18 protein-coding genes are annotated in these 19367 nt (G+C 40.8%); 4 read left to right on the top strand and 14 right to left on the bottom strand.

Going from position 1 to position 19367, the window contains the following annotated elements:
- Nucleotides 1-18 precede the first annotated feature (18 nt).
- The 6 genes from truB to EJN84_RS00470 all read right to left on the bottom strand — a co-directional run bounded on the left by truB (nucleotide 19) and on the right by EJN84_RS00470 (nucleotide 5400).
- Entirely contained in the window at nucleotides 19-708 is a 690-nt protein-coding gene (gene truB, locus EJN84_RS00445; RefSeq protein WP_129593578.1) for a tRNA pseudouridine(55) synthase TruB, read from the bottom strand.
- A complete protein-coding gene (locus tag EJN84_RS00450; RefSeq protein ID WP_129593579.1) occupies nucleotides 708-1592 on the bottom strand; it encodes an undecaprenyl-diphosphate phosphatase in 885 nt (294 codons plus the stop codon). Before EJN84_RS00450 ends, truB begins: the two co-directional genes overlap by 1 nt.
- A gap of 22 nt (nucleotides 1593-1614) precedes the next feature.
- Entirely contained in the window at nucleotides 1615-1875 is a 261-nt protein-coding gene (locus tag EJN84_RS00455; RefSeq protein WP_129593580.1) for a DUF3098 domain-containing protein, read from the bottom strand.
- Between the two features lie 42 nt (nucleotides 1876-1917).
- Nucleotides 1918-2796, bottom strand: coding sequence for a cell division protein FtsX (locus EJN84_RS00460; RefSeq protein WP_129593581.1), 879 nt, complete (start codon nucleotides 2794-2796; stop codon nucleotides 1918-1920).
- 155 nt (nucleotides 2797-2951) lie between these two features.
- Complete coding sequence (locus EJN84_RS00465) at nucleotides 2952-3932, bottom strand: TerC family protein (RefSeq protein WP_238943878.1); 981 nt, start codon at nucleotides 3930-3932, stop codon at nucleotides 2952-2954.
- Between the two features lie 34 nt (nucleotides 3933-3966).
- Nucleotides 3967-5400 carry a CCA tRNA nucleotidyltransferase gene (locus EJN84_RS00470; protein ID WP_129593582.1) on the bottom strand — a complete coding sequence of 478 codons (1434 nt, stop codon included), beginning with the start codon at nucleotides 5398-5400 and terminating at the stop codon, nucleotides 3967-3969.
- Nucleotides 5401-5524: 124 nt separating this feature from the next.
- Here EJN84_RS00470 and EJN84_RS00475 point away from each other — a divergent pair, with 124 nt between their 5' ends.
- Entirely contained in the window at nucleotides 5525-6352 is an 828-nt protein-coding gene (locus tag EJN84_RS00475; protein WP_129593583.1) for an outer membrane protein assembly factor BamD, read from the top strand.
- A 12-nt stretch (nucleotides 6353-6364) separates the two neighbouring features.
- Here EJN84_RS00475 and aroC read toward each other — a convergent pair whose 3' ends face one another.
- From aroC to EJN84_RS00500, 5 genes are all read right to left on the bottom strand, one after another.
- A complete protein-coding gene (aroC, locus tag EJN84_RS00480; RefSeq protein ID WP_129593584.1) occupies nucleotides 6365-7438 on the bottom strand; it encodes a chorismate synthase in 1074 nt (357 codons plus the stop codon).
- An 81-nt stretch (nucleotides 7439-7519) separates the two neighbouring features.
- Nucleotides 7520-8095: an FKBP-type peptidyl-prolyl cis-trans isomerase gene (locus EJN84_RS00485; protein WP_129593585.1), complete on the bottom strand. Its 576-nt coding sequence runs from the start codon at nucleotides 8093-8095 to the stop codon at nucleotides 7520-7522.
- A gap of 69 nt (nucleotides 8096-8164) precedes the next feature.
- A complete protein-coding gene (locus EJN84_RS00490) occupies nucleotides 8165-9337 on the bottom strand; it encodes a MalY/PatB family protein (RefSeq protein ID WP_129593586.1) in 1173 nt (390 codons plus the stop codon).
- A 21-nt stretch (nucleotides 9338-9358) separates the two neighbouring features.
- Nucleotides 9359-10216 carry a DUF3316 domain-containing protein gene (locus EJN84_RS00495; protein WP_129593587.1) on the bottom strand — a complete coding sequence of 286 codons (858 nt, stop codon included), beginning with the start codon at nucleotides 10214-10216 and terminating at the stop codon, nucleotides 9359-9361.
- Nucleotides 10217-10219: 3 nt separating this feature from the next.
- Nucleotides 10220-12916 (bottom strand): DNA gyrase/topoisomerase IV subunit A, encoded by a 2697-nt coding sequence (locus tag EJN84_RS00500; RefSeq protein WP_129593588.1) that lies wholly within the window; start codon nucleotides 12914-12916, stop codon nucleotides 10220-10222.
- A gap of 1063 nt (nucleotides 12917-13979) precedes the next feature.
- Here EJN84_RS00500 and EJN84_RS00505 point away from each other — a divergent pair.
- Genes EJN84_RS00505 through hemW form a run of 3 tightly spaced genes read left to right on the top strand, consistent with a single transcriptional unit; the run spans nucleotide 13980 to nucleotide 16296 of the window.
- A complete protein-coding gene (locus tag EJN84_RS00505; RefSeq protein WP_129593589.1) occupies nucleotides 13980-14702 on the top strand; it encodes a glycerophosphodiester phosphodiesterase in 723 nt (240 codons plus the stop codon).
- Nucleotides 14699-15139: an HD domain-containing protein gene (locus EJN84_RS00510; protein WP_129593590.1), complete on the top strand. Its 441-nt coding sequence runs from the start codon at nucleotides 14699-14701 to the stop codon at nucleotides 15137-15139. Before EJN84_RS00505 ends, EJN84_RS00510 begins: the two co-directional genes overlap by 4 nt.
- 29 nt (nucleotides 15140-15168) lie before the next feature.
- Complete coding sequence (gene hemW, locus EJN84_RS00515) at nucleotides 15169-16296, top strand: radical SAM family heme chaperone HemW (protein ID WP_129593591.1); 1128 nt, start codon at nucleotides 15169-15171, stop codon at nucleotides 16294-16296.
- Nucleotides 16297-16319: 23 nt separating this feature from the next.
- On the opposite strand, the gene pncB is transcribed toward hemW, so the two are convergent.
- The 3 genes from pncB to rodA all read right to left on the bottom strand — a co-directional run bounded on the left by pncB (nucleotide 16320) and on the right by rodA (nucleotide 19367).
- Nucleotides 16320-17495, bottom strand: a complete 1176-nt coding sequence (gene pncB / locus EJN84_RS00520; protein WP_129593592.1) for a nicotinate phosphoribosyltransferase — start codon at nucleotides 17493-17495, stop codon at nucleotides 16320-16322.
- A 45-nt stretch (nucleotides 17496-17540) separates the two neighbouring features.
- A complete protein-coding gene (locus EJN84_RS00525; RefSeq protein ID WP_238943879.1) occupies nucleotides 17541-17849 on the bottom strand; it encodes a TrmO family methyltransferase domain-containing protein in 309 nt (102 codons plus the stop codon).
- Between the two features lie 63 nt (nucleotides 17850-17912).
- Complete coding sequence (gene rodA, locus EJN84_RS00530; protein ID WP_129593593.1) at nucleotides 17913-19367, bottom strand: rod shape-determining protein RodA; 1455 nt, start codon at nucleotides 19365-19367, stop codon at nucleotides 17913-17915.

Raw genomic sequence — 19367 nt, forward strand, 5'->3', positions numbered from 1 at the left:
TTTCGCTTTATTAATTTGTCAGTGAATATTTCTGTCAAAAAAATCATCCAATTCATCCATCTTTAAGCATTCGTCAAGAGTGATATTTCCAACTCTTGTTCTGATCAATGACGTAAGATGGGCACCGGATTGAAGTTCGATGCCAATATCTCTTGCTAATGCCCTGATATAAGTTCCTTTGCTGCAAACTACCCGAATCGTTATATTGGGTAAATTGCAACTCAACAACTCTATCTTGTCTATAACCAATAACTTGGGTTTTAGTTCAATAGTTTCGTTTTTTCTCGCAAACTCGTAAGCTCTTTTGCCATCGACTTTGCACGCCGAAAATGATGGAGGAATTTGTTCAATATTTCCGGTAAATTTTATCAGTGCCCGCTCTACTTTTTCTCGCGTCACATGATCAGTCGGGAAAATGGCATCTATTTCTGTTTCAAGGTCAAACGACGGAGTAGTTGCTCCTAATCGAATAGTAGCAACATATTCTTTGGTTTGAGCCTGAAGAGAATCTATTTCTTTTGTCTTTTTCCCGGTGCAAACGAGCATCACTCCGGTTGCCAGTGGATCAAGCGTTCCGGCATGTCCGACTTTCAGCTTTTTAATTTTTAATCTACTGCAGAGCTTTGCCCGCACAACGCGCACCACTCGAAACGAACTCCAATGCAACGGTTTGTCGATATACAAAACTTCGCCTTCTATAAAATCCATCAGATTGTATTTTGAACAATTCCGGTTCCAAGTAAAATCAACAATAAACCGCCTACAATTATTCGATAATATCCAAAAGCCTTAAAGCCATGTTTCGTGAGAAAATCGATAAAAAATTTGATGGCAACAAGTGCTACGATAAAAGCAATAATATTACCAACAATCAACATCATCAAATTATTACCAAGAAAGATAGCATTCAAGGGATCTTTCATCATTTTGTACAGTGTATATCCGGTTGCGGCAGCCATAGTAGGAACGGCCAGAAAGAAAGAAAATTCCGCTGCATTTTTTCGGTTAAGTTTGGTAGCCATTCCTCCAACAATTGTTGCCATTGATCGGGAAACTCCGGGAATCATCGCTATACATTGGAAAAGACCTATTTTCAGTGCTCGTTTCCATGACATGTCTTGGTTATCGTCGGTTTTGCTGAACCATTTATCGACAAAAAGCATGACAATGCCGCCCAACACAAGCATCAGAGCCACGACGAATACATTCTCGAGGAGTGCATCAATCTGATCTCCGAACAGCAATCCCATAATTCCGGCGGGAACAAGTGCAATGAGAAGTTTCCAGTAAAAATCGAATTTGAATAAAAATCGTTTGGTATATGTTATTAATCTTTTAGCGATATTCATTCCCTTAACCGCCTGACCGTCGAAAATTCGGATTTGGTTGAGATGAAAAAAGCGTTTCCAATAAAGAACAACAACCGAAAGTATCGCACCAAACTGAATGATAACGGTAAAGGCTTTTACAAAAGGAGTACTCTCTATTCCCAATAACGCTTGGGTAATGATCATGTGTCCGGTTGAAGACACAGGAAGAAATTCCGTCAGCCCCTCGACTACGGCAATCACTATAGCTTCGATAAAATTCATTTAGACACTTATAAATTGGGAGTCAACGATTTTGATTGCTATCGTTTGTTTCTTTTTTGTTTTTTGAGGGTATCAGGATACCGAAAATCATGAGGACAAATCCTATCATGCAAACAATGGGTGCAACCTTAATCCGTCTTGGACTGAATATATCGGGGTTGAAGCCCTCTTCAACCGTTGTGCCGGGACCCGACATCAGGATAAATCCTATCAAGATGATAACTGCGGCGATGCCGATGATAATAAGATTTTTTTTGCCCAATGCAAAATTATTGCTTGACATATATTTTATTTTTAAATTTCAAATTGTCTATTTTTTCAATATCTAAATGTAAAACAAATTATCAGTATTCATTTTTAAATATCTGTTTACGGCAAAAATGGCTGCTGTGGATGTAATGATAATACCCAATGCAATAACGATGCCGAAAACGATCGACAAATCCGTCCAATTAAGTATCGAACTAAGCGAACCAAATTCTTTATTGAAATAATATAAACCGGCAAAAATTATGGCATTCGCTAAAAGTCCGGAAAAAATTCCCATCAAAGCATTACTGCGAACGAATGGTTTGCGAATAAACCCATCTGTAGCTCCAACGAGTTTCATCGTGTTGATAATAAATCGTTTGGAATATATGCTCAAGCGTATTGTATTCCTTATCAGAGCAATAGAAATAAAGAGCAGGATAGCCGAAAGAATTAACAAGATGGTCGTTATTTTCGAAAGGTTGTTATTGATTAAATCGATAACGTCTTGTTGATACAGCAAATCGGAAATGTTGGTTGTAGCTTTGAGTTTTTTGCTGATTATCTGTAAACTGTCACTATTGGCATATTCCGAATTAAGAAAAATTTCGATGCAATCTTGAGCAGGATTGTATCCAAGCAATTCTTCGGGATCTTCTCCCAGATCTTTAATCAATTGTTCCTTAGCCTCTTCTTTACTGATAAACCTGGAAGATTTAACAAAAGGCATCCCATCCAATTGCTTTCGTAAGTTGTTAATTTGAGCATCGGAAATGTCTTCGGAAAGCATTACGTTTATGCTCATTTTTTCTTTGACATAATTAGACAAGCCTCTACCCACAAACAAAATCAGAATGGTAAAACCCAACAAAACAAGCACCAACGTAATACTGATGGTGGACGTGAGTTTGGCATTCAGGAATCTGGATTTGCTGATACGTTGTTTCTTGCTCATGAATTTTATTGATTCTTTCTTCCATTGAGTTTTATTGGAAGAAATCTATTTCACTCAACATTATGCAAAGTAACTAAAAATATTGCACGAAAACCCTATCTAAACAAAAATATTCGAAGGCAGATTTTCAATTCATCATTACTTCCGCATCAGCGTCATCGATGAGTTTTGTTTTTCAAATGCTTGCTTCGAAGAATCGAAGCTACAATCGATATCGCAAGAAGAGAGGAGATGACAATCAACGACGTGGCATTGGAGATATGAAAATCACTTCTGACGATTTCGCTGTAGTGATTGAGAATCATTTTGGCGCCAATAAAGATCAGAATAATGCTCAAGGTATATTTAAGATAATAAAAAATATCCATGATTCCCCGAAGGGCAAAATAAAACGACCGAAGTCCGAGAATGGCAAAGATGTTGGAAGTATAAACGATAAAGGTATTCGTTGATACGGACAAAACTGCCGGAATGGAATCGACAGCAAAGATGATATCGGTCATTTCAATTACCAGCAAGGCGATGAAAAAAGGGGTGGCAACCAGTTTTCCGTCGATTTTTTTAAAGAATTTGACTTCGGAAATATCGTCGGTGGTAGGAATAATTTTCATGAAAAACCGGATAATTTTATTTTTTGAGATATCGACCTTTTCGATTTGCTTTCCCTCCTTTTCACGTACGAGATCGATGGCCATTTTTAGTCCGGTGAATGCCAGAAATGCGCCAAAAATGTACATGATCCAACCGAACCTTTCGATCAATGCCACTCCTGCAAATATGAATATCGCTCTGAAGAAAATGGCTCCCAATATTCCCCAGAACAGCACATCGTGCTGATATCGCAAATCGATTTTGAATGTGGCAAAAATAATGATGAAAACAAAAAGGTTATCGATGCTCAGCGACTCCTCAATCAGATATGCCGTAAAAAACTCGATCGCGCTTTCTTTTCCGAAAACAAAATAGATGCCGACATTAAATATCAAGGCGAGCGATATCCAAAACAAACTAAGCCACAAGGCTTTCTTCACTTTCACCCTCTCGCCTTTTTTGTGAAAGACGAACATGTCTAAACTTAATAGGAACAGGACGAGAATGAGAAAACCGATCCAAAAGGTAGCACTAACTTCGATCATTGTTGTGATTCATTCATTTTGTTATTCAATTTTGTTAAGTAATAATAGGTTGCAATCCCATTTCGCGTGCCTTTTCGACCATGAAATCGAAAGCCGCATCGTGTTCGTTAGGAATTTTTCCGTCGAGAATCGCATCTTTGATGGCAGTTTTCAGCACTCCTACTTCACGACATTCACCAAGTCCGAAAACCCGCATGATTTCATTTCCGTCCACAGGAGGCTGAAAATTTCGGATTCGATCCTTTTCTTCAATTTCTTTAAGTTTACGACGAACTAGTTTGAAATTTTCCGTAAATCTTTTCACCTTTTCGGGATTTTTCGAAGTAATGTCGGCTTCACACAATGTCATTAAATCGTCGATATCGTCGCCGGCGTCAAAAAGCAGTCGGCGAATTGCCGAATCGGTAACTTCTTCTTCTACAAGTTGCATGGGACGCATGTGCATCGAAACCATTTTCTGTACATATTTCATTTTTTCATTCAACGGAAGCTTGAGTCTTCGAAAAATTTTCGGAATCATTTTTTCACCCACGTAATTGTGGTTATGAAAGGTCCAACCCGATTTGTTATCCCATCGTTTTGTCGCCGGTTTGCCGATATCATGCAGCAAAGCCGCCCATCGTAGCCACAAATTGTCGCTGAGGAGAGAAATATTGTCGAGAACAGCGAGAGTGTGATAAAAATTGTCTTTATGCCCTACTCCATCACGTGTTTCTGCACCTTTTAGAGCCGTTAGTTCCGGAAAAATTATATCGAGCAACCCCGTCTTTTCGAGTAGAACAAAACCTATGGACGGTTTTGGTGAAAGCATAATTTTATTGAGCTCTTCTGCAATGCGTTCGCTGGAAATAATCGAGATTCGGTCTTTATTTTTCGTGATGGCATCGAATGTATCCGGATAAATATCGAACCCCAATTGCGATGCGAATCGGATGGCACGCATCATGCGCAATGGATCGTCGCTGAAGGTGATGTCTGGATCGAGAGGCGTGCGGATAATCAGATTCTCAATATCGCTTAAACCATCAAAATAGTCCAATAGTTCTCCAAACCTATTGCCGTTTAGGCAAATTGCCAATGTGTTGATGGTGAAATCGCGGCGCTTCAAATCATCTTCAAGAGTACCATTTTCTACAACGGGTTTTCGAGAATCATGAGTGTAAGATTCTTTTCGCGCACCGACAAATTCCAATTCGAAATCTTTGTATTTAACCTGAGCCGTGCCAAAATTTTTAAAAACTGATAGTTTACTTCGTTTTCCGAGTTTTTGGGCAACAGCTTCAGCAAGCATTATACCACTTCCAACAACCACAAAATCAATATCTTTTGAAGTGCGATACAGAAAAATATCTCGCACATAGCCTCCTATCACATAACACTCCAGCCGCATTTCGTCGGCAATCTGCGCTATCAATCTGAAAATGTCCTTATCGATGTGTGATCGTATCTCTTCGGGAGACATATCCATAAACGGTTGAATTTCTGTTTGAAGTACAAAAATACGCAAAATGAGCTTTATTTCCGACTTCGAGAGGAAGATATTTTGTAAGTTTGCAAGAAATACACGAGATAAATATAGGGGTTTATAAACAATGAACAAAACAATTTATATTTTTTACCCGATTATTGCGCTGCTTTTTTGTAGCTCATGTTCGTCAAAACAAAAAGATGCAAAATCATATCTTTCGGCCGCACGCGAATTTTATCAATCAGGAAATTACGAATCGGCTAAATTGCAGATTGACAGCATAAAAATAAAATTTCCTAAAGCTTTCGATGAAATTAAAGAAGGACACATGCTGATGCAACAAATTCGTACATCAGAAAATCAACGAAATATCGCTTATTGCGATTCGATGCTGCAGGTTACCAATGCAGCCATCGAGAAAGCGATGCTCGCATTTTCACTCCAAAAAGATCCACAATATCAGGAAATAGGCAATTACATTCCCAAATTAACGCCTTCAACGCAATTGTTTACCCGAAACACTTTACGATCGGGTGTTTCGGAAGATGGAAAGATTTATCTCGAAAGTATTGTTGTAGGACAAAATATTGGACATCGACAAGTTAGGGCTTCGCTATCGGATGGAATTTATGCAGAAACACTGCCGGTAACTTCTGACGGCCTGAATTATTCTTTCAACACAATCGAAGGGCGATATGAAATTGTGAAATATACAGGTAAGGATGAAAATGGAGTATCGAATTTTATTTCGGTATATAAAAACGAACCGATCACGATTCAATGTATTGGTCGTAAAACGATTTCTTTTTCGTTGTCGAAAAACGAAAAAGAAGCCATCAGTCAATCCTGCGAACTGTCGTCACTTTTGCTCGAAAGAGAACGCTTGAAGATGGAAAAAGAAAAAAGCGAAACGCTGCTGCGTTACCTGCAGGAAAAAGCCGGAGAAGAATAATTTTTTCGCCATTCAAAGCGTTTTTCGTGCATTTGCCAGTAAATAATAATCCATAATAACCAACGCCGCCATAGCCTCTACAATGGGAACGGCGCGTGGCAAAACGCATGCATCATGACGTCCCCGGGCTTTGACAACGGTTTCGTTTCCACGAATATCTACCGTGTTTTGTTGCATCAGGATGGTTGAAACCGGTTTGAACGCAACCCGAAAATAAATATCCTGACCGTTGGATATCCCGGCTTGAATGCCGCCCGAATTGTTCGTACGTGTGCTAATTGTGCCGTGATCGTTGAAAAAAGAATCGTTAACTTCCGAACCACGATGATTGACATCGAATCCCATTCCGTATTCAAATCCTTTCACTGCATTTATACTGAGCATGGCGGATCCAAGCGCTGCATGGAGTTTCCCGAAAACGGGTTCTCCCAATCCCACGGGAGTGCCTTTCACCACGCATGTAATGATGCCTCCGATGGTGTCGCCTTTCGATTTCACTTCATTGATCAGTGCAATCATCTCTTCGGCTTTTTCAGGATCGGGGCATCGCACCGCCGTATCCTCGATTTTCGAAAGATCATATCGCGTATAATCTTTTTCGAGAGCAATGTGCCCAACTTGTGATGTATAAGCCTTGATATCGATATCTAGTTTTTTGAGAAAAAGTTTGGCAATAGCCCCACCCACAACGCGAGCAATAGTTTCGCGTGCCGAAGAGCGTCCTCCTCCGCGATAGTCCCGAATACCATATTTCGAAAAATAAGTGAAATCGGCATGAGAAGGCCGAAACACATCTTTCAGATTGTCGTAATCCGACGAATGTTGATTTTCGTTTTTCACCATAAAAGCGATGGGCGTTCCGGTGGTTTTCCCCTCGAAAATTCCCGAAAGAAAAACAACCGTATCCGATTCCTTTCGTGGAGTTGTGATACGCGACTGACCCGGTTTGCGCCTATCGAGCTCGTTTTGGATAAAATCCATATCAAGTTCGAGACCGGCAGGACACCCGTCAAGGATCCCGCCAACGGCTTCGCCGTGCGATTCACCAAATGATGTTAACCTAAATAAATTTCCGAATGTATTCATCTGTCGAGCTGTTGTTAGCCGTATGCACATAAAGGCAAAGAATTCTCTTTGCCTTTATCATACCTGTTTTCAATTATTTGTTTAGCAGTTACAGCCTGATGAGCCGCATCCGCATCCTTCAGATTCGCCACCGCATCCGCAACTATCGGATCCGCAGGAACAACTACCGGCCGAAAACAGAGCGGCAATTTCTTCTGCCGAAGCATCACGCACGTTCAAAACCGTTCCCTTGAAATGCATGGTTTCTCCAGCCAGAGGATGATTGAAGTCCATCACGACAATATCATCACCTATGCTCACGATGGACCCCGTAAGCCGATTTCCTTCCGAATCCATCATCGGCACCGTATTTCCCTCAAAAAGTATTTCTTCATCGATTTTTCCATCGATTTGAAAAATATTTTTAGGCAATTCTATGATTTTATTTTCGTCATACTCGCCGTATGCTTCGTCGGAAGTGAGTGTGAATTGGAAATTATCGCCTTGATCCAAACCTTCCAGGTTTTTTTCGAAGGCCGGAAGCATCGAATTAGTCCCGAAAATAAATTCGAGCGGTTTTTCCGCTGTGGCACGTTCCATCAATTCGAGTTCTTCACCTTCTTCCCCTACATTTAAATCGTAGGATAATACGACGTATTTGTTTGTGTCGATTTTCATTCTTCTATTAATTTTCAATTATTGAATTATCTGTTCAAATACAAAATAACAAAATCTTTTGCTACATGTTTATCCATTTACAGCTTTTTTTAAATTATTCAGGGCTTTTATGATGACCGAACGTGCAGTTCCTACGTTCATTCTCATAAACCCTTCGCCTTCGGATCCAAACAATGTTCCACTATTGAGTGCCAAATGAGCTTTTTCGATAAACAGTTTTTCGAGTTCGCTTTGCGAAAGGTGCAAATCGCGACAATCGAGCCATACCAAAAATGAGGCATCCGGCTTTAAAACTTTTATTGCCGGAATATTTTCGTGCATAAAATTGGAAACATACAGGATGTTGGCTTCGATGTATTGCAACATTTCGTTCAACCACTCTTCGCCGCCATCGTATGCAGCCTGAGTTGCGGTGTATGCAAAAATGGTTCCCTGATTGAGTTCTCGGGGTTCGAGATAACTCAAATATTTTTTCCGAATATGCTCATTTTCGATCACTGCAAATGAACTGACAATACCGGCGATATTAAAGGTTTTGCTTGGAGCCATCAGCGTGATGCAGTTTTGAGCAGCTTTGGGCGAAACCGAGGCAAAAGGAATATGTCGATTATTCCACAACGCCAAATCGGCGTGAATTTCATCCGATATCACAAGAACATGATTCTCGTAACAAATATCTGCCAGTTTAGTTAATTCGTCGAAAGTCCACATTCTTCCACCGGGATTGTGAGGATTCGACAAAATCAGCATTTTACAATCGTTTTCGGAAACCAACTTTTCAAGTCCTTCGAAATCGATGTAATACTTTCCGTCTTGCAAAAGCAGCGGATTGTTGACGATTTGTCTGTCCAATCCTTTGCTAACCAATCTGAATGGATGATATACAGGCGGTTGAATGATGATTTTGTCTCCTTCTTGGGTAAATTTGTCAATGGCAAAAGCAAAACCCTTGACCACTCCGGGTACAAAAGTAATCCAATCTTTTTGCACGTCCCAGCGATGTCGTCCGGCAAGCCATCCAATAATCGATTGATAGTATTCATCGGTTGCATACGTATAACCGAAAACGCCATGCTCTACCCTCTTTTTTAAAGCTTCTGTAATGCAAGGCGGCGACAAAAAATCCATATCGGCAACCCAAAGTGGAATCAGATTGGCATTGCCGAATAAATTCTCGAGGGCATCCACTTTCACACTTGCCGTGTTGCGTCGATCGATCAGTTCATCAAAATTATATTTCATTATTTCTACAATTCAAGGCATCTATTCGTCATAATAGACACTTTTCAACCAATGCCGATTTTCTTTAATTTTGCTACCGCCAAAATTCAGCGATTCATTAGCCAGCCCTATAACGAATTGGTGTGATAATATTTTAGTTGTCAATTCGTTAATATCCGTTCTATAATAATTCCCCAAATAGCCTGTACGAACAGTGAACTTTCCGACCGGAAAATCGACGGTAAAATAGTTGCGCAATGCAAGCTGATCATGAAACGATCCCAAGTGAACGGTTCCCTTGTCATTGCCAAGAGAAAATATCTCATAATAGGAATGACCGTATTCGGGAGAAAAAAACATTCCTAAAAATGGTGTAGATAATTGCCACCGAAAAGTAACATTCTTCAGGCGATACATCGCCATTGCAGCTGCATCAAGATTGACCGAAACTTTGAGTGATCCAGGATTATTGGAATTGCGTTCGTTGTAGATTCCGCCTAATTCACCCGTAGCGCCTCCACCCGCAAAAAATCTGAATTTGTCGTTTCGGACCAACGGATAAAAACCGTTGATTCCGTAGTAAATGTTTCCATAGTAGGATGACGCAGTTTTGGTGGGATTTTTTGTGGTAGCTATTTGCAATTGAAACTGTTGTTGCATCAGCAATTTCCCCTTGAAAAGTTTGCTTCCGTTTAAACGGTCGCGAAGCAATGAAAATGACATTCCTTCATATTCAAGAGGAGAGAGATAGGTATCGGTGAGAAATGACTTGCCAATTCCGAACAATGTTGCTTCGTTTGTTGATTTTAACGAAAGTGAACCTCGACATTCTTGCGAATGTATTGAGGTAGTGGTATAAAACCATACGATTGTAGCTAAAAAACAAAGTTTCGTGCGCATTGATTAATCATCAAAAAGTTTCATTTGACCGGTAATCTCATCCAATATATCCGATGGGGATGCTTCGTTGTTTTCGTCTTCTTCTATTTCCACATTAGTGGATGTTTCTTCTGTAGGCGTCGGCTCGGGGAAACGGGTTGGCTCAAGTTCTTCGACTTTTTCGACTCGGAAATTCGAGATTCGTTTGCCTTTGGCTTTATAGCTTTTTACGCCGATAAATTCTTCGGCATCTATTTCCAATGGTTCTCGAAAATAGTCGTTTCCTCCAAAAGTAGCTAAAATGCGAGGATAAACCGTATCGGTAAGCAAAAAAAGTTTCGATTCGGGATTCTCTCCTATGAAATTGAGCGTTTTTTCCGTTGGTTCGAAAGTGAAACGTTTCAGATAAGCAAATCCTTGGTCGGCATCATAAAGAGCTGCTGTCCAGATTTTATGCTCGTCAAATTTTTCAATCCTCAACAAATTCGAAGGGAAATGATTGCTCAAGTCGAAAGTGCAAACCGAATAATCCCCATTTTTGGTAACAACCAAGATCTTGTCGTCGCCCTGAAACTCGCCAAGATAGATGCCACTGCCATCATAATTGAGCCGCAACACATCGGGATCGAACCATACCTTACGCCCACCAAGTGTCGAAATGCCTTTTTGCTTAAGCTGTATGCGGTGTACTTCGGCTTTGGTGAGCAGATTGCCGATAGCTTGTCGATTTTTTATTTCAACTTCACTGAAATCTTTTTCGAATTGCAGAATTCGCATGCGCGGCTTCGGCTTCAGATACACACGTATCGTTTCGGCTTCGCCGTTAGGGTTTGCACTGAAATAGGCAATGCGTGAACCCGGTGTTCCTCGGGTAACGTCGTATTCCTTATCACGCGTAACGCCCGTTACCGAAAAACGTTTGATGTAGTGAGGAGACGTTTTGCCGTCGCGATACACAACATTGTAGATTGTGCGCGTATCGTTTTTCTTAAAAACATTTGCATAAAGTATTCCTTTTCCCACGAACATTTTTTCGCTCACTTTCACCACTTTATATTTTCCGTCTTTGAAGAAAATAATGATATCGTCGATATCCGAACAGTTACATACAAATTCGTCCTTCTTCAGACCGGTGCCGATAAACCCCTCTTCGCGGTTGATATAAAGTTTTTCGTTGGCTTCGGCAACTTTCACGGCTTCGATGTTTTCGAAATTCCGTATTTCGGTTTTTCGGGGAAAATTCTTCCCGTATTTGTCTTTCAACGACAGATACCAAGCGATGGTGTAATCGACCAGATTGTTGAGATTATGATCAATTTCTTCAATCTCCTCTCGCAATCGCGCAATTTGCTCATCGGCTTTGTCGGAATTGAATTTGAGAATGCGCCCCATTTTTATCTCCATCAATCGCAAAATATCGTCTCGAACGATCGTTCTTATAAATTGAGGCTTAAACGGTTCCAATCGCTTATCGATATGAGCAACGGCAACGTCGATATTTTGGGCATTTTCAAATTCCTTGTCTTTATAGATACGTTCTTCGATGAAGATTTTTTCGAGAGAAGCGAAAAGCAACGCTTCCTCTTTCTCCGATTTATCGATTTCCAGCTCCTTTTGCAACAAATCTTTCGTACGATCGACCGATCGACGTAAAACGTCGCTCACCGTAAGGAAATGAGGCTTATCCTGATCGATAACGCAGCAATTGGGCGAAATACTGATTTCGCAATCGGTGAAGGCATAAAGGGCGTCGATGGTCTTGTCGGACGAAACGCCGGGAGCCAGTTGAACCTGAATCTCCACATTTTGTGCGGTAATATCGTCCACCTTTTTTATTTTGATTTTGCCCTTATCGTTGGCTTTCAGGATAGAGTCAACCACACTCGAAGTAGTTCTCCCGAAAGGAATATCTCTAATGACAAGCGTTTTATTATCGAGTTTGCCGATTGTAGCGCGTACCTTGACCGAACCGCCACGCTCGCCATCGTTATATTTTTCGACGTCGATTTGTCCACCGGTTTGAAAATCGGGATAAAGTTTAAATTCTTTTCCTTCAAGATAAGCTACCGATGCATCGCACAATTCGTTAAAGTTATGCGGCAAAATTTTCGACGATAATCCAACGGCAATTCCTTCGGCACCCTGCGCAAGCAAAAGTGGAAATTTCACCGGCAAGGTTATTGGTTCTTTGTTTCGACCGTCATACGAAGGTTTCCACTCGGTAGTTTTAGAATTGAAAGCAACTTCAAGAGCAAATTTCGACAGCCGGGCTTCGATATATCGGGGTGCAGCGGCGCCATCGCCGGTAAGCACATTGCCCCAGTTTCCCTGACAATCGATCAACAATTCTTTTTGACCGAGCTGCACCAATGCATCGCCTATGGAAGCATCTCCGTGCGGATGATATTGCATGGTGGTTCCGATAATGTTGGCCACCTTGTTGTAGCGACCGTCATCCATGCGTTTCATCGCATGAAGAATGCGTCGTTGCACAGGTTTCAATCCGTCATCGATATGGGGAACGGCACGTTCCAAAATAACATATGAAGCATAATCGAGAAACCAGTCCTGATACATCTTGGGCAAGCTCATCGGAGCGTCGTTGCCCAATTTGACAGGTGCATTTGAATGCGCCGATGAATCGAGTCCTTTCTGTTCGTCACCGTTATTCGCCTCATCCTTTTCGTTTAATTCATCGTCCAATATTTCCTCAGAAGACATATGTTTTAGGTAAAGTAATTTTTCTTGTATTTTTCTAATTCCAAAAAACAATCAAAGGTACGGATTTTCGGATAAAATGCAAAAAAGAGACGAAAGTGGTCAATCGAGTTTAGCATGAAATAAATTTCAACTCTTCCCTCCATTGATTTCATCAGTTTTTAATTTTTTTTGAATTACCGGCAAAAATATGTATTATCGTGCCTATATCGGCATCTCTAAAAAGAAAATGTTCATTGCCGGTTACTGAAATCTATTAGATCCGGAGTCGAGGTGGTAGAAGACAGTAACTTACTGTTTTATTAGTTTTAAATTTGAAAGATTCTCTTTTGGGGGAGTTTGTGTAAGGTTAACAAGAGCGAAGTACGACGCAAATACGACGATGGTATGACTCAAACAATGGATGAAGTTTGAAGTGGAAAAATTGGAATTACAAGTTGCGAATTACAAATTGCAATTCTGTTTGTCACTTTTTGCCGGTGCAGATATTCATCTATGCCATTACGCAACTCGTTCAAGTTTAGCGTCAGCGTAATTTGGACGCAAAACAACAGGCAGTTTGGAAACTGCAGTTATTACCGGCACAAGTTTTGAAAGTTGCGCTATTAAGAAAGAAAAGAAATGAAGAAGTCGGAAATGAAGAAATATCATAACCCCCGCACTGTCCCTGGTGGTTGTAATGATTTAATTGATAATTGACAATTAAGTGGAAAGTGAAAGTCGAATGTAATACTTTATGAACTTTATAACTATATGAACTTTCGACTAAATATCCGGTTCACCAGCCTCAAACTTCCAATCACCGGTATAAGGAGGAGAAACACAAAAAAGAGTGCGCCATCCGGAATTCGTGAGTCAAACTCAATTTCGATTACTCACGGTATTTCACATAGAACCGAACTTGCGAAACTTGAAAACCTTAATTTTTATGGGTCTGTGTATATGTATAAACTTTTATGTACATTTGCTTCCAAAATTTGATTATATAGCATTAGTTATGAACTCACAAAAAAAATTTTATCGAATTATAAACGCCACTTTGATCAGTTTGTGCATATGTTTTTCAATGCATGCCCAACCAAAAGTGATTGCTCATCGTGGCTACTGGAAGACGGAAGGCTCGGCTCAAAATTCGATAAAATCTTTATTAAAAGCCGATTCCATTGGCGTGTATGGTTCGGAAGTAGATATATGGCTTTCGGCAGACGGCATTCCCGTGGTGAATCATGATGCGACAGTGGTGCTGAATGGCAAAAAGTTGACGGTGGAAGAAACTACGACAGATACCCTAAAACAGGTGAAACTGGCAAACGGTGAATCATTACCCACGTTCGAAGCTTATCTTGACGCTTTCGCTACATGTCAAAATACAAAACTCATTGTGGAATTTAAAACGCATAAAGAAAAAGCGCACGAAGATGAATTGGCTGCCAAAGTGATTCAAATGGTTCGCAACCGACATTTGCAAAGCAAAGTCGAATATATTTCCTTCAGAAAAAACTTTGTAGAACAAGTGCGTAAGCTTGATCCCGAAGCCAAGATATATTATTTGAACGGAGATCTCACTCCCGCGGAACTATCAACGATGGGAGCCGCGGGATTAGACTATCATTACAATGTGCTCTATCAGCATCCGGAATGGGTGAAACAGGCTCACGAAAAGGGTTTGAAAGTGAATGTGTGGACCGTAAATTCACCCAAAGATATACAAAAAGTAATCGATTTGGGCGTGGATTTCATCACGACCGACGAACCGGAAACCGTAAAACAAAAAATTGCAGAATTATGAATTTGAAAGAACAACTCAATCATGCCATCGAAATAGCCATTTCAGCTCACGAAGGACAACTCGATACAAACAACGGCCGCCCCTATATCGAACATCCATTCCGCGTGATGAATGCCGGGCAGACTTTGCAGGAAAAAATTGTCGGCGTATTGCACGACGTCATCGAAGACACTTCCTGGACTCTTGAACAGCTGCGTGCCGAAGGCTTTTCGGAAGAAATTGTGGAAGGAATTGACGCCATGAGCCGTCGCGATAACGAATCGTATGACGAATATTTATTACGCGTCGAAAAAAATGACATCGCTACTCGTGTAAAAATCAACGATTTGTCCGACAATATGGATATTCGTCGTTGGAACGAGGTTCCCTATCACGAACTGGCTCGTTTGCAAAAATATCTGAAAGCCTACAAACAATTGACCGAAAGGGAAAAATAAATCAAAATCCATTTCCTTTTCAGGTCAAAATGGCAGGCATCTACATCCATATTCCCTTTTGCAAAACGCGCTGCATATATTGCGATTTCTACACCATTACGAATGAAGCCCGCATGGACGATTTCGTAAAAGCAGTTTGCGCCGAAGCACGACTGAGAAGAGAAGAAATTGGCGAATCCGTTCACACCGTTTATTTCGGCGGAGGTACGCCTTCGCGGCTGAATGCAAGGCATTTCGAACAAATTTTCGAAACACTTTTTCGCGAATATTCAATCGATCCTGAGGCCGAAATCACGTTGGAAGCCAATCCGGATGATTTAACGAACGATTATATCGAAATGCTTCACGATTTTCCGTTCAATCGATTGAGCATGGGGGTGCAAAGTTTCGACGAAAGCGAACTAAAATTTCTGGGCAGAAGACATTCGGCAAGACAAGCGATCGACACCGTTGCTGCCTGCCAAAAAAACGGATTCGATAATATCAGCATCGATTTGATGTACGGACTTCCATCCCAAACTATCGAAATTTGGGAGAAAAATCTTCAACAAGCCATAACGCTCGATATACAGCACATTTCGGCTTACCATCTTATTTACGAGGAGCACACCCGCCTCGAAGCACTTCGACGTAACGGGAAAGTACATGCTGTTGACGAAGAATTGAGCAACCAAATGTTTTCGCTACTCATCGAACACCTCACCGAAAACGGATTTGTACACTACGAGATTTCAAATTTTGCAAAGGACGGCCTTTACTCTCGTCACAATACCTCCTATTGGAGCGATGAAAAATATCTCGGATTAGGGCCTGCCGCCCATTCATTCGACGGACAAAATCGATCATGGAACGTGGCTTCGCTCACACGATATATCGAAGGAATAAATAATGGCACTCTACCCTCAGAGATCGAACATCTCGATATTTATACCCAATATAACGAATTTGTTCTCACCCGATTGCGCACCATATGGGGCGCGGATATCCAACAGTTGAAATCGAAGTTTGGCGAAGAATTATACAATTACTGTCTTACGAATGCCCGGAAATATCTCGAAAATCAGCTGTTGAAAATCGAAAACGGGAACTTAAAGCTCACACGCAAAGGTATTTTCATTTCTGACGGAATCATGAGCGATTTGATGTGGGTGAAATGAAATACAATTCATCGCAACCATTGTCAAATCAATCCCAGAGTTTGCTGTGCCAAAAGAATTTCCTTTTCGCTGCCGGTGTGTTTTCCATCAACATCCGACAATTTGATACACTCCTGCCATGGTTCTTTGGCGGTCATTTTGCAGCGAAAAAGTTTCATCACAATATTCATCCCCTTGATATCGTTTCCAACATCATTAGTCAGATTTGTGCCAATGCCAAAAGTTGCACCTATCCGATCGCCACAATAGTTTTTGATTTCGATTGCCTTGTCAACGTTCAGACTGTCCGAAAAAACGATATATTTCAGTTTTGGATTTACTTTCAACTCCTCGTATCGCTTGATCACTTTATCGGTAAACAAAAAAGGGTCGCCGCTGTCCTGACGAAGACTCGTGAAAAGAGCAGCATGCTTTTTACTGAAATTTCGTAAGAACACGTCCGTAGTGTACGTATCCGTCAGTACCGTTCCCAAATCGCCATCGTAAACGTTGATCCAATCTTCCATCGACATATAATTGGCCATCTTATATCCGTATAGCGACCCGTGAAACTGCACCCATTCATGGGGATGCGTTCCCGAAATATTCACATTATGTTTGAAAGCCAGATACACGTTGCTCGTCCCAAAAAAACTGTTTCCGGCATTCTGCTTGAGCAATTTCGTAACACGGTCTTCCACATCAAAGCTGAAACGACGTCTCATTCCGAAAAGTGAAAAAACGATGCCGTTTTCTTTCATTTTGTGTGCTTTTTCGATAGCGGCTTGTTCCATGTAACGCAAATCCGGAATCTGACCCGTTGTGCGGAAATAAAGCTCCGATACGGTAGCCAAAATCGGAGTTTCCCAAAGTGTAACGCGATAGAGTAATCCAGAAGCGTTGATATGAAGCTTATGATTTTCCATCCTAACCGTCACTTCCGAAGGATCGAAGCGATATCCTTTCAGAAAATCGATATAGGTGGGTGGAAGATAAGGCATTTTGGTTCGCACAAACTTTTCTTCATCCGCTGTCAGATAAAGTTTGCTCATTTCTTCCAATTCGTTGCGTAATAACTGATCGAAACCGTCCGGATAATCGCCGTTGCTGCGATCGATAAACTCAAATTCGCCATAAGCACGCGGGAAAAGTTTGGAATAAGCATAGCTTGTAGTAAATTTGTAGAGATCGGTGTCGAGAATGCTTCTAATTATTCCCATTTTTTGTTGTATTTTATCGATATCAATTTTGATTGTATTAACGTTTCAATAAAAATATGGTTCGACTATTTTGCTTTTAAGGGCATAATGTCCACCACGAATATTTCCGCCCAAACGAAAAGAACGAACTGTTGGCGACCAACCTTCACAAACAGTTTCCGAAAATCCCCAAATAAGCCACAAATGAGAGTAATTTCTCAACCCTCTCAGAGACTCGCGAATTCGATATTCAGGTTCGAAAACGATTGTTCCTTCAAGCGATTCCACCATTCCACTCTGATGCGGTATTCCGAATTTGCCCGGAAAATCAGTGCGAACGTGAACAATCGATTTAATTTCGAAAATACTTTTCATTACATCGTCATTCCCCAATTAACAATAACTCTACATCTGAATGATTATAAATGCTTCAAGTCATCAAACTCTTCTATTTTTGTCCAAACGTAAAAAAATAAACAAGAGAATCGTAAAGCCCCAAAGTGACGAACCTCCATAACTGAAAAAAGGCAACGGAATGCCAATGACCGGCAATATGCCAACCACCATACCGATATTCACCATTACATGAAAAATAAAGATTGACGCTACACAATATCCATACACCCGACCGAAAACAGAAGTCTGCCTTTCGGCAAGATAGATAAGCCGAAGAATGAATATGAGATAGAGCAACAAAATAATAGATGATCCGACAAATCCCATTTCCTCGCCTATCGTACAAAAGATAAAATCGGTATCTTGTTCGGGCACATATTTCAATTTTGTTTGAGTTCCATTAAGAAAACCTTTACCCCACAGGCCGCCTGAGCCAATAGCTATTTTCGATTGTTCAACATGATAACCTGCGCCATGTAGATCGCGTTCCATACCGAGGGTAACTTTGATACGCATCTGTTGATGTGGTTTAAGCACATCATTGAACATGTATTCGGCAGATTCGAGAAAAGCAAAAGATCCCGCCATAAAAATCAGAATAAGGAGATAAGTTCTTTTTCGAAACCGAAGAGCCAAATATAATACATAAAGAAAAACACCACACAAAGCTATAAGGGCAACAAGACCATAATCAATTTCTATTCCGAAAAGGCCGGCGATTAGCGCAATCAGAAAAACGACAAAAGGAATTCCAAGCATGAAAGAAAGAACTTCTTTTCGTTTCATATAACTCCATACCATGCCGGCAGAGAAAAGAATAATTAGCAAAATCGAAATAAATTCACCTCGAGAAAGGGATCCCAGAGGAATGTCGGAAAACTTTATACCCAATACGAAATACAAAACCAGAGCAACACCAATCAAAAAAACTGCTCCAGGCATTCCCTCTCGAAAAAGTACCAGTAGTAAACTCAAATAAACCAAAGCAGTTCCGGTTTCACTTTGTGCAATTACCAATGCTGTGGGCAATAGTATGATGGCAAGCACGAGTAGCAAATTTTTTCTCTCTAAAAGTCGAAAGCCATAAGTATTGAAGACTCGGGCAAGAGCAAGAGCAATGACAAACTTCATAAACTCGGCCGGCTGCAATCTCACCGGTCCCAATACCAGCCATGATCGAGATCCTTTGATTTCGGGAGCTATAGCCAGTGTTATGATTAACAATACAATACCAAAAGCATAAAAAACAAACGCATAAGTCTCAAAAAAACCGGTATCGCTTTTCATGAGAGCGAAAGCCAACACAAGCGATGTACCTATCCAAATCAGCTGCATTCCTGCTCTTCCCGAAAGATCGAATAGGCTTTTTGCATTTTCCAAATCGTAACTGGCCGCATAAACACTCAACCAACCCAGAAACAAAAAAACAAGGTACAAACCGGCCGTAAACCGGTCGATTCTGCCCCTATCTGTTGTCCCGTTGGATACGTTGTACAT

This window comes from Seramator thermalis, assembly GCF_004138125.1.
GTDB classification, from domain to species: Bacteria; Bacteroidota; Bacteroidia; order Bacteroidales; family Dysgonomonadaceae; genus Seramator; species Seramator thermalis.

Bases quoted from the DNA above. Each gene is read 5' to 3' on its own strand.
- EJN84_RS00510 (WP_129593590.1), top strand. From the start codon at position 14,699: ATGAATTTGAAAGAACAACTCAATCATGCCATCGAAATAGCCATTTCA.
- hemW (WP_129593591.1), top strand. From the start codon at position 15,169: ATGGCAGGCATCTACATCCATATTCCCTTTTGCAAAACGCGCTGCATA.
- pncB (WP_129593592.1), bottom strand. From the start codon at position 17,495: ATGGGAATAATTAGAAGCATTCTCGACACCGATCTCTACAAATTTACT.
- EJN84_RS00505 (WP_129593589.1), top strand. From the start codon at position 13,980: ATGCATGCCCAACCAAAAGTGATTGCTCATCGTGGCTACTGGAAGACG.
- EJN84_RS00475 (WP_129593583.1), top strand. From the start codon at position 5,525: ATGAACAAAACAATTTATATTTTTTACCCGATTATTGCGCTGCTTTTT.
- aroC (WP_129593584.1), bottom strand. From the start codon at position 7,438: ATGAATACATTCGGAAATTTATTTAGGTTAACATCATTTGGTGAATCG.
- EJN84_RS00470 (WP_129593582.1), bottom strand. From the start codon at position 5,400: ATGGATATGTCTCCCGAAGAGATACGATCACACATCGATAAGGACATT.
- EJN84_RS00465 (WP_238943878.1), bottom strand. From the start codon at position 3,932: ATGATCGAAGTTAGTGCTACCTTTTGGATCGGTTTTCTCATTCTCGTC.
- EJN84_RS00495 (WP_129593587.1), bottom strand. From the start codon at position 10,216: ATGCGCACGAAACTTTGTTTTTTAGCTACAATCGTATGGTTTTATACC.
- EJN84_RS00500 (WP_129593588.1), bottom strand. From the start codon at position 12,916: ATGTCTTCTGAGGAAATATTGGACGATGAATTAAACGAAAAGGATGAG.
- EJN84_RS00455 (WP_129593580.1), bottom strand. From the start codon at position 1,875: ATGTCAAGCAATAATTTTGCATTGGGCAAAAAAAATCTTATTATCATC.
- EJN84_RS00525 (WP_238943879.1), bottom strand. From the start codon at position 17,849: ATGAAAAGTATTTTCGAAATTAAATCGATTGTTCACGTTCGCACTGAT.
- EJN84_RS00460 (WP_129593581.1), bottom strand. From the start codon at position 2,796: ATGAGCAAGAAACAACGTATCAGCAAATCCAGATTCCTGAATGCCAAA.
- EJN84_RS00490 (WP_129593586.1), bottom strand. From the start codon at position 9,337: ATGAAATATAATTTTGATGAACTGATCGATCGACGCAACACGGCAAGT.
- EJN84_RS00485 (WP_129593585.1), bottom strand. From the start codon at position 8,095: ATGAAAATCGACACAAACAAATACGTCGTATTATCCTACGATTTAAAT.
- rodA (WP_129593593.1), bottom strand. From the start codon at position 19,367: ATGTACAACGTATCCAACGGGACAACAGATAGGGGCAGAATCGACCGG.
- truB (WP_129593578.1), bottom strand. From the start codon at position 708: ATGGATTTTATAGAAGGCGAAGTTTTGTATATCGACAAACCGTTGCAT.
- EJN84_RS00450 (WP_129593579.1), bottom strand. From the start codon at position 1,592: ATGAATTTTATCGAAGCTATAGTGATTGCCGTAGTCGAGGGGCTGACG.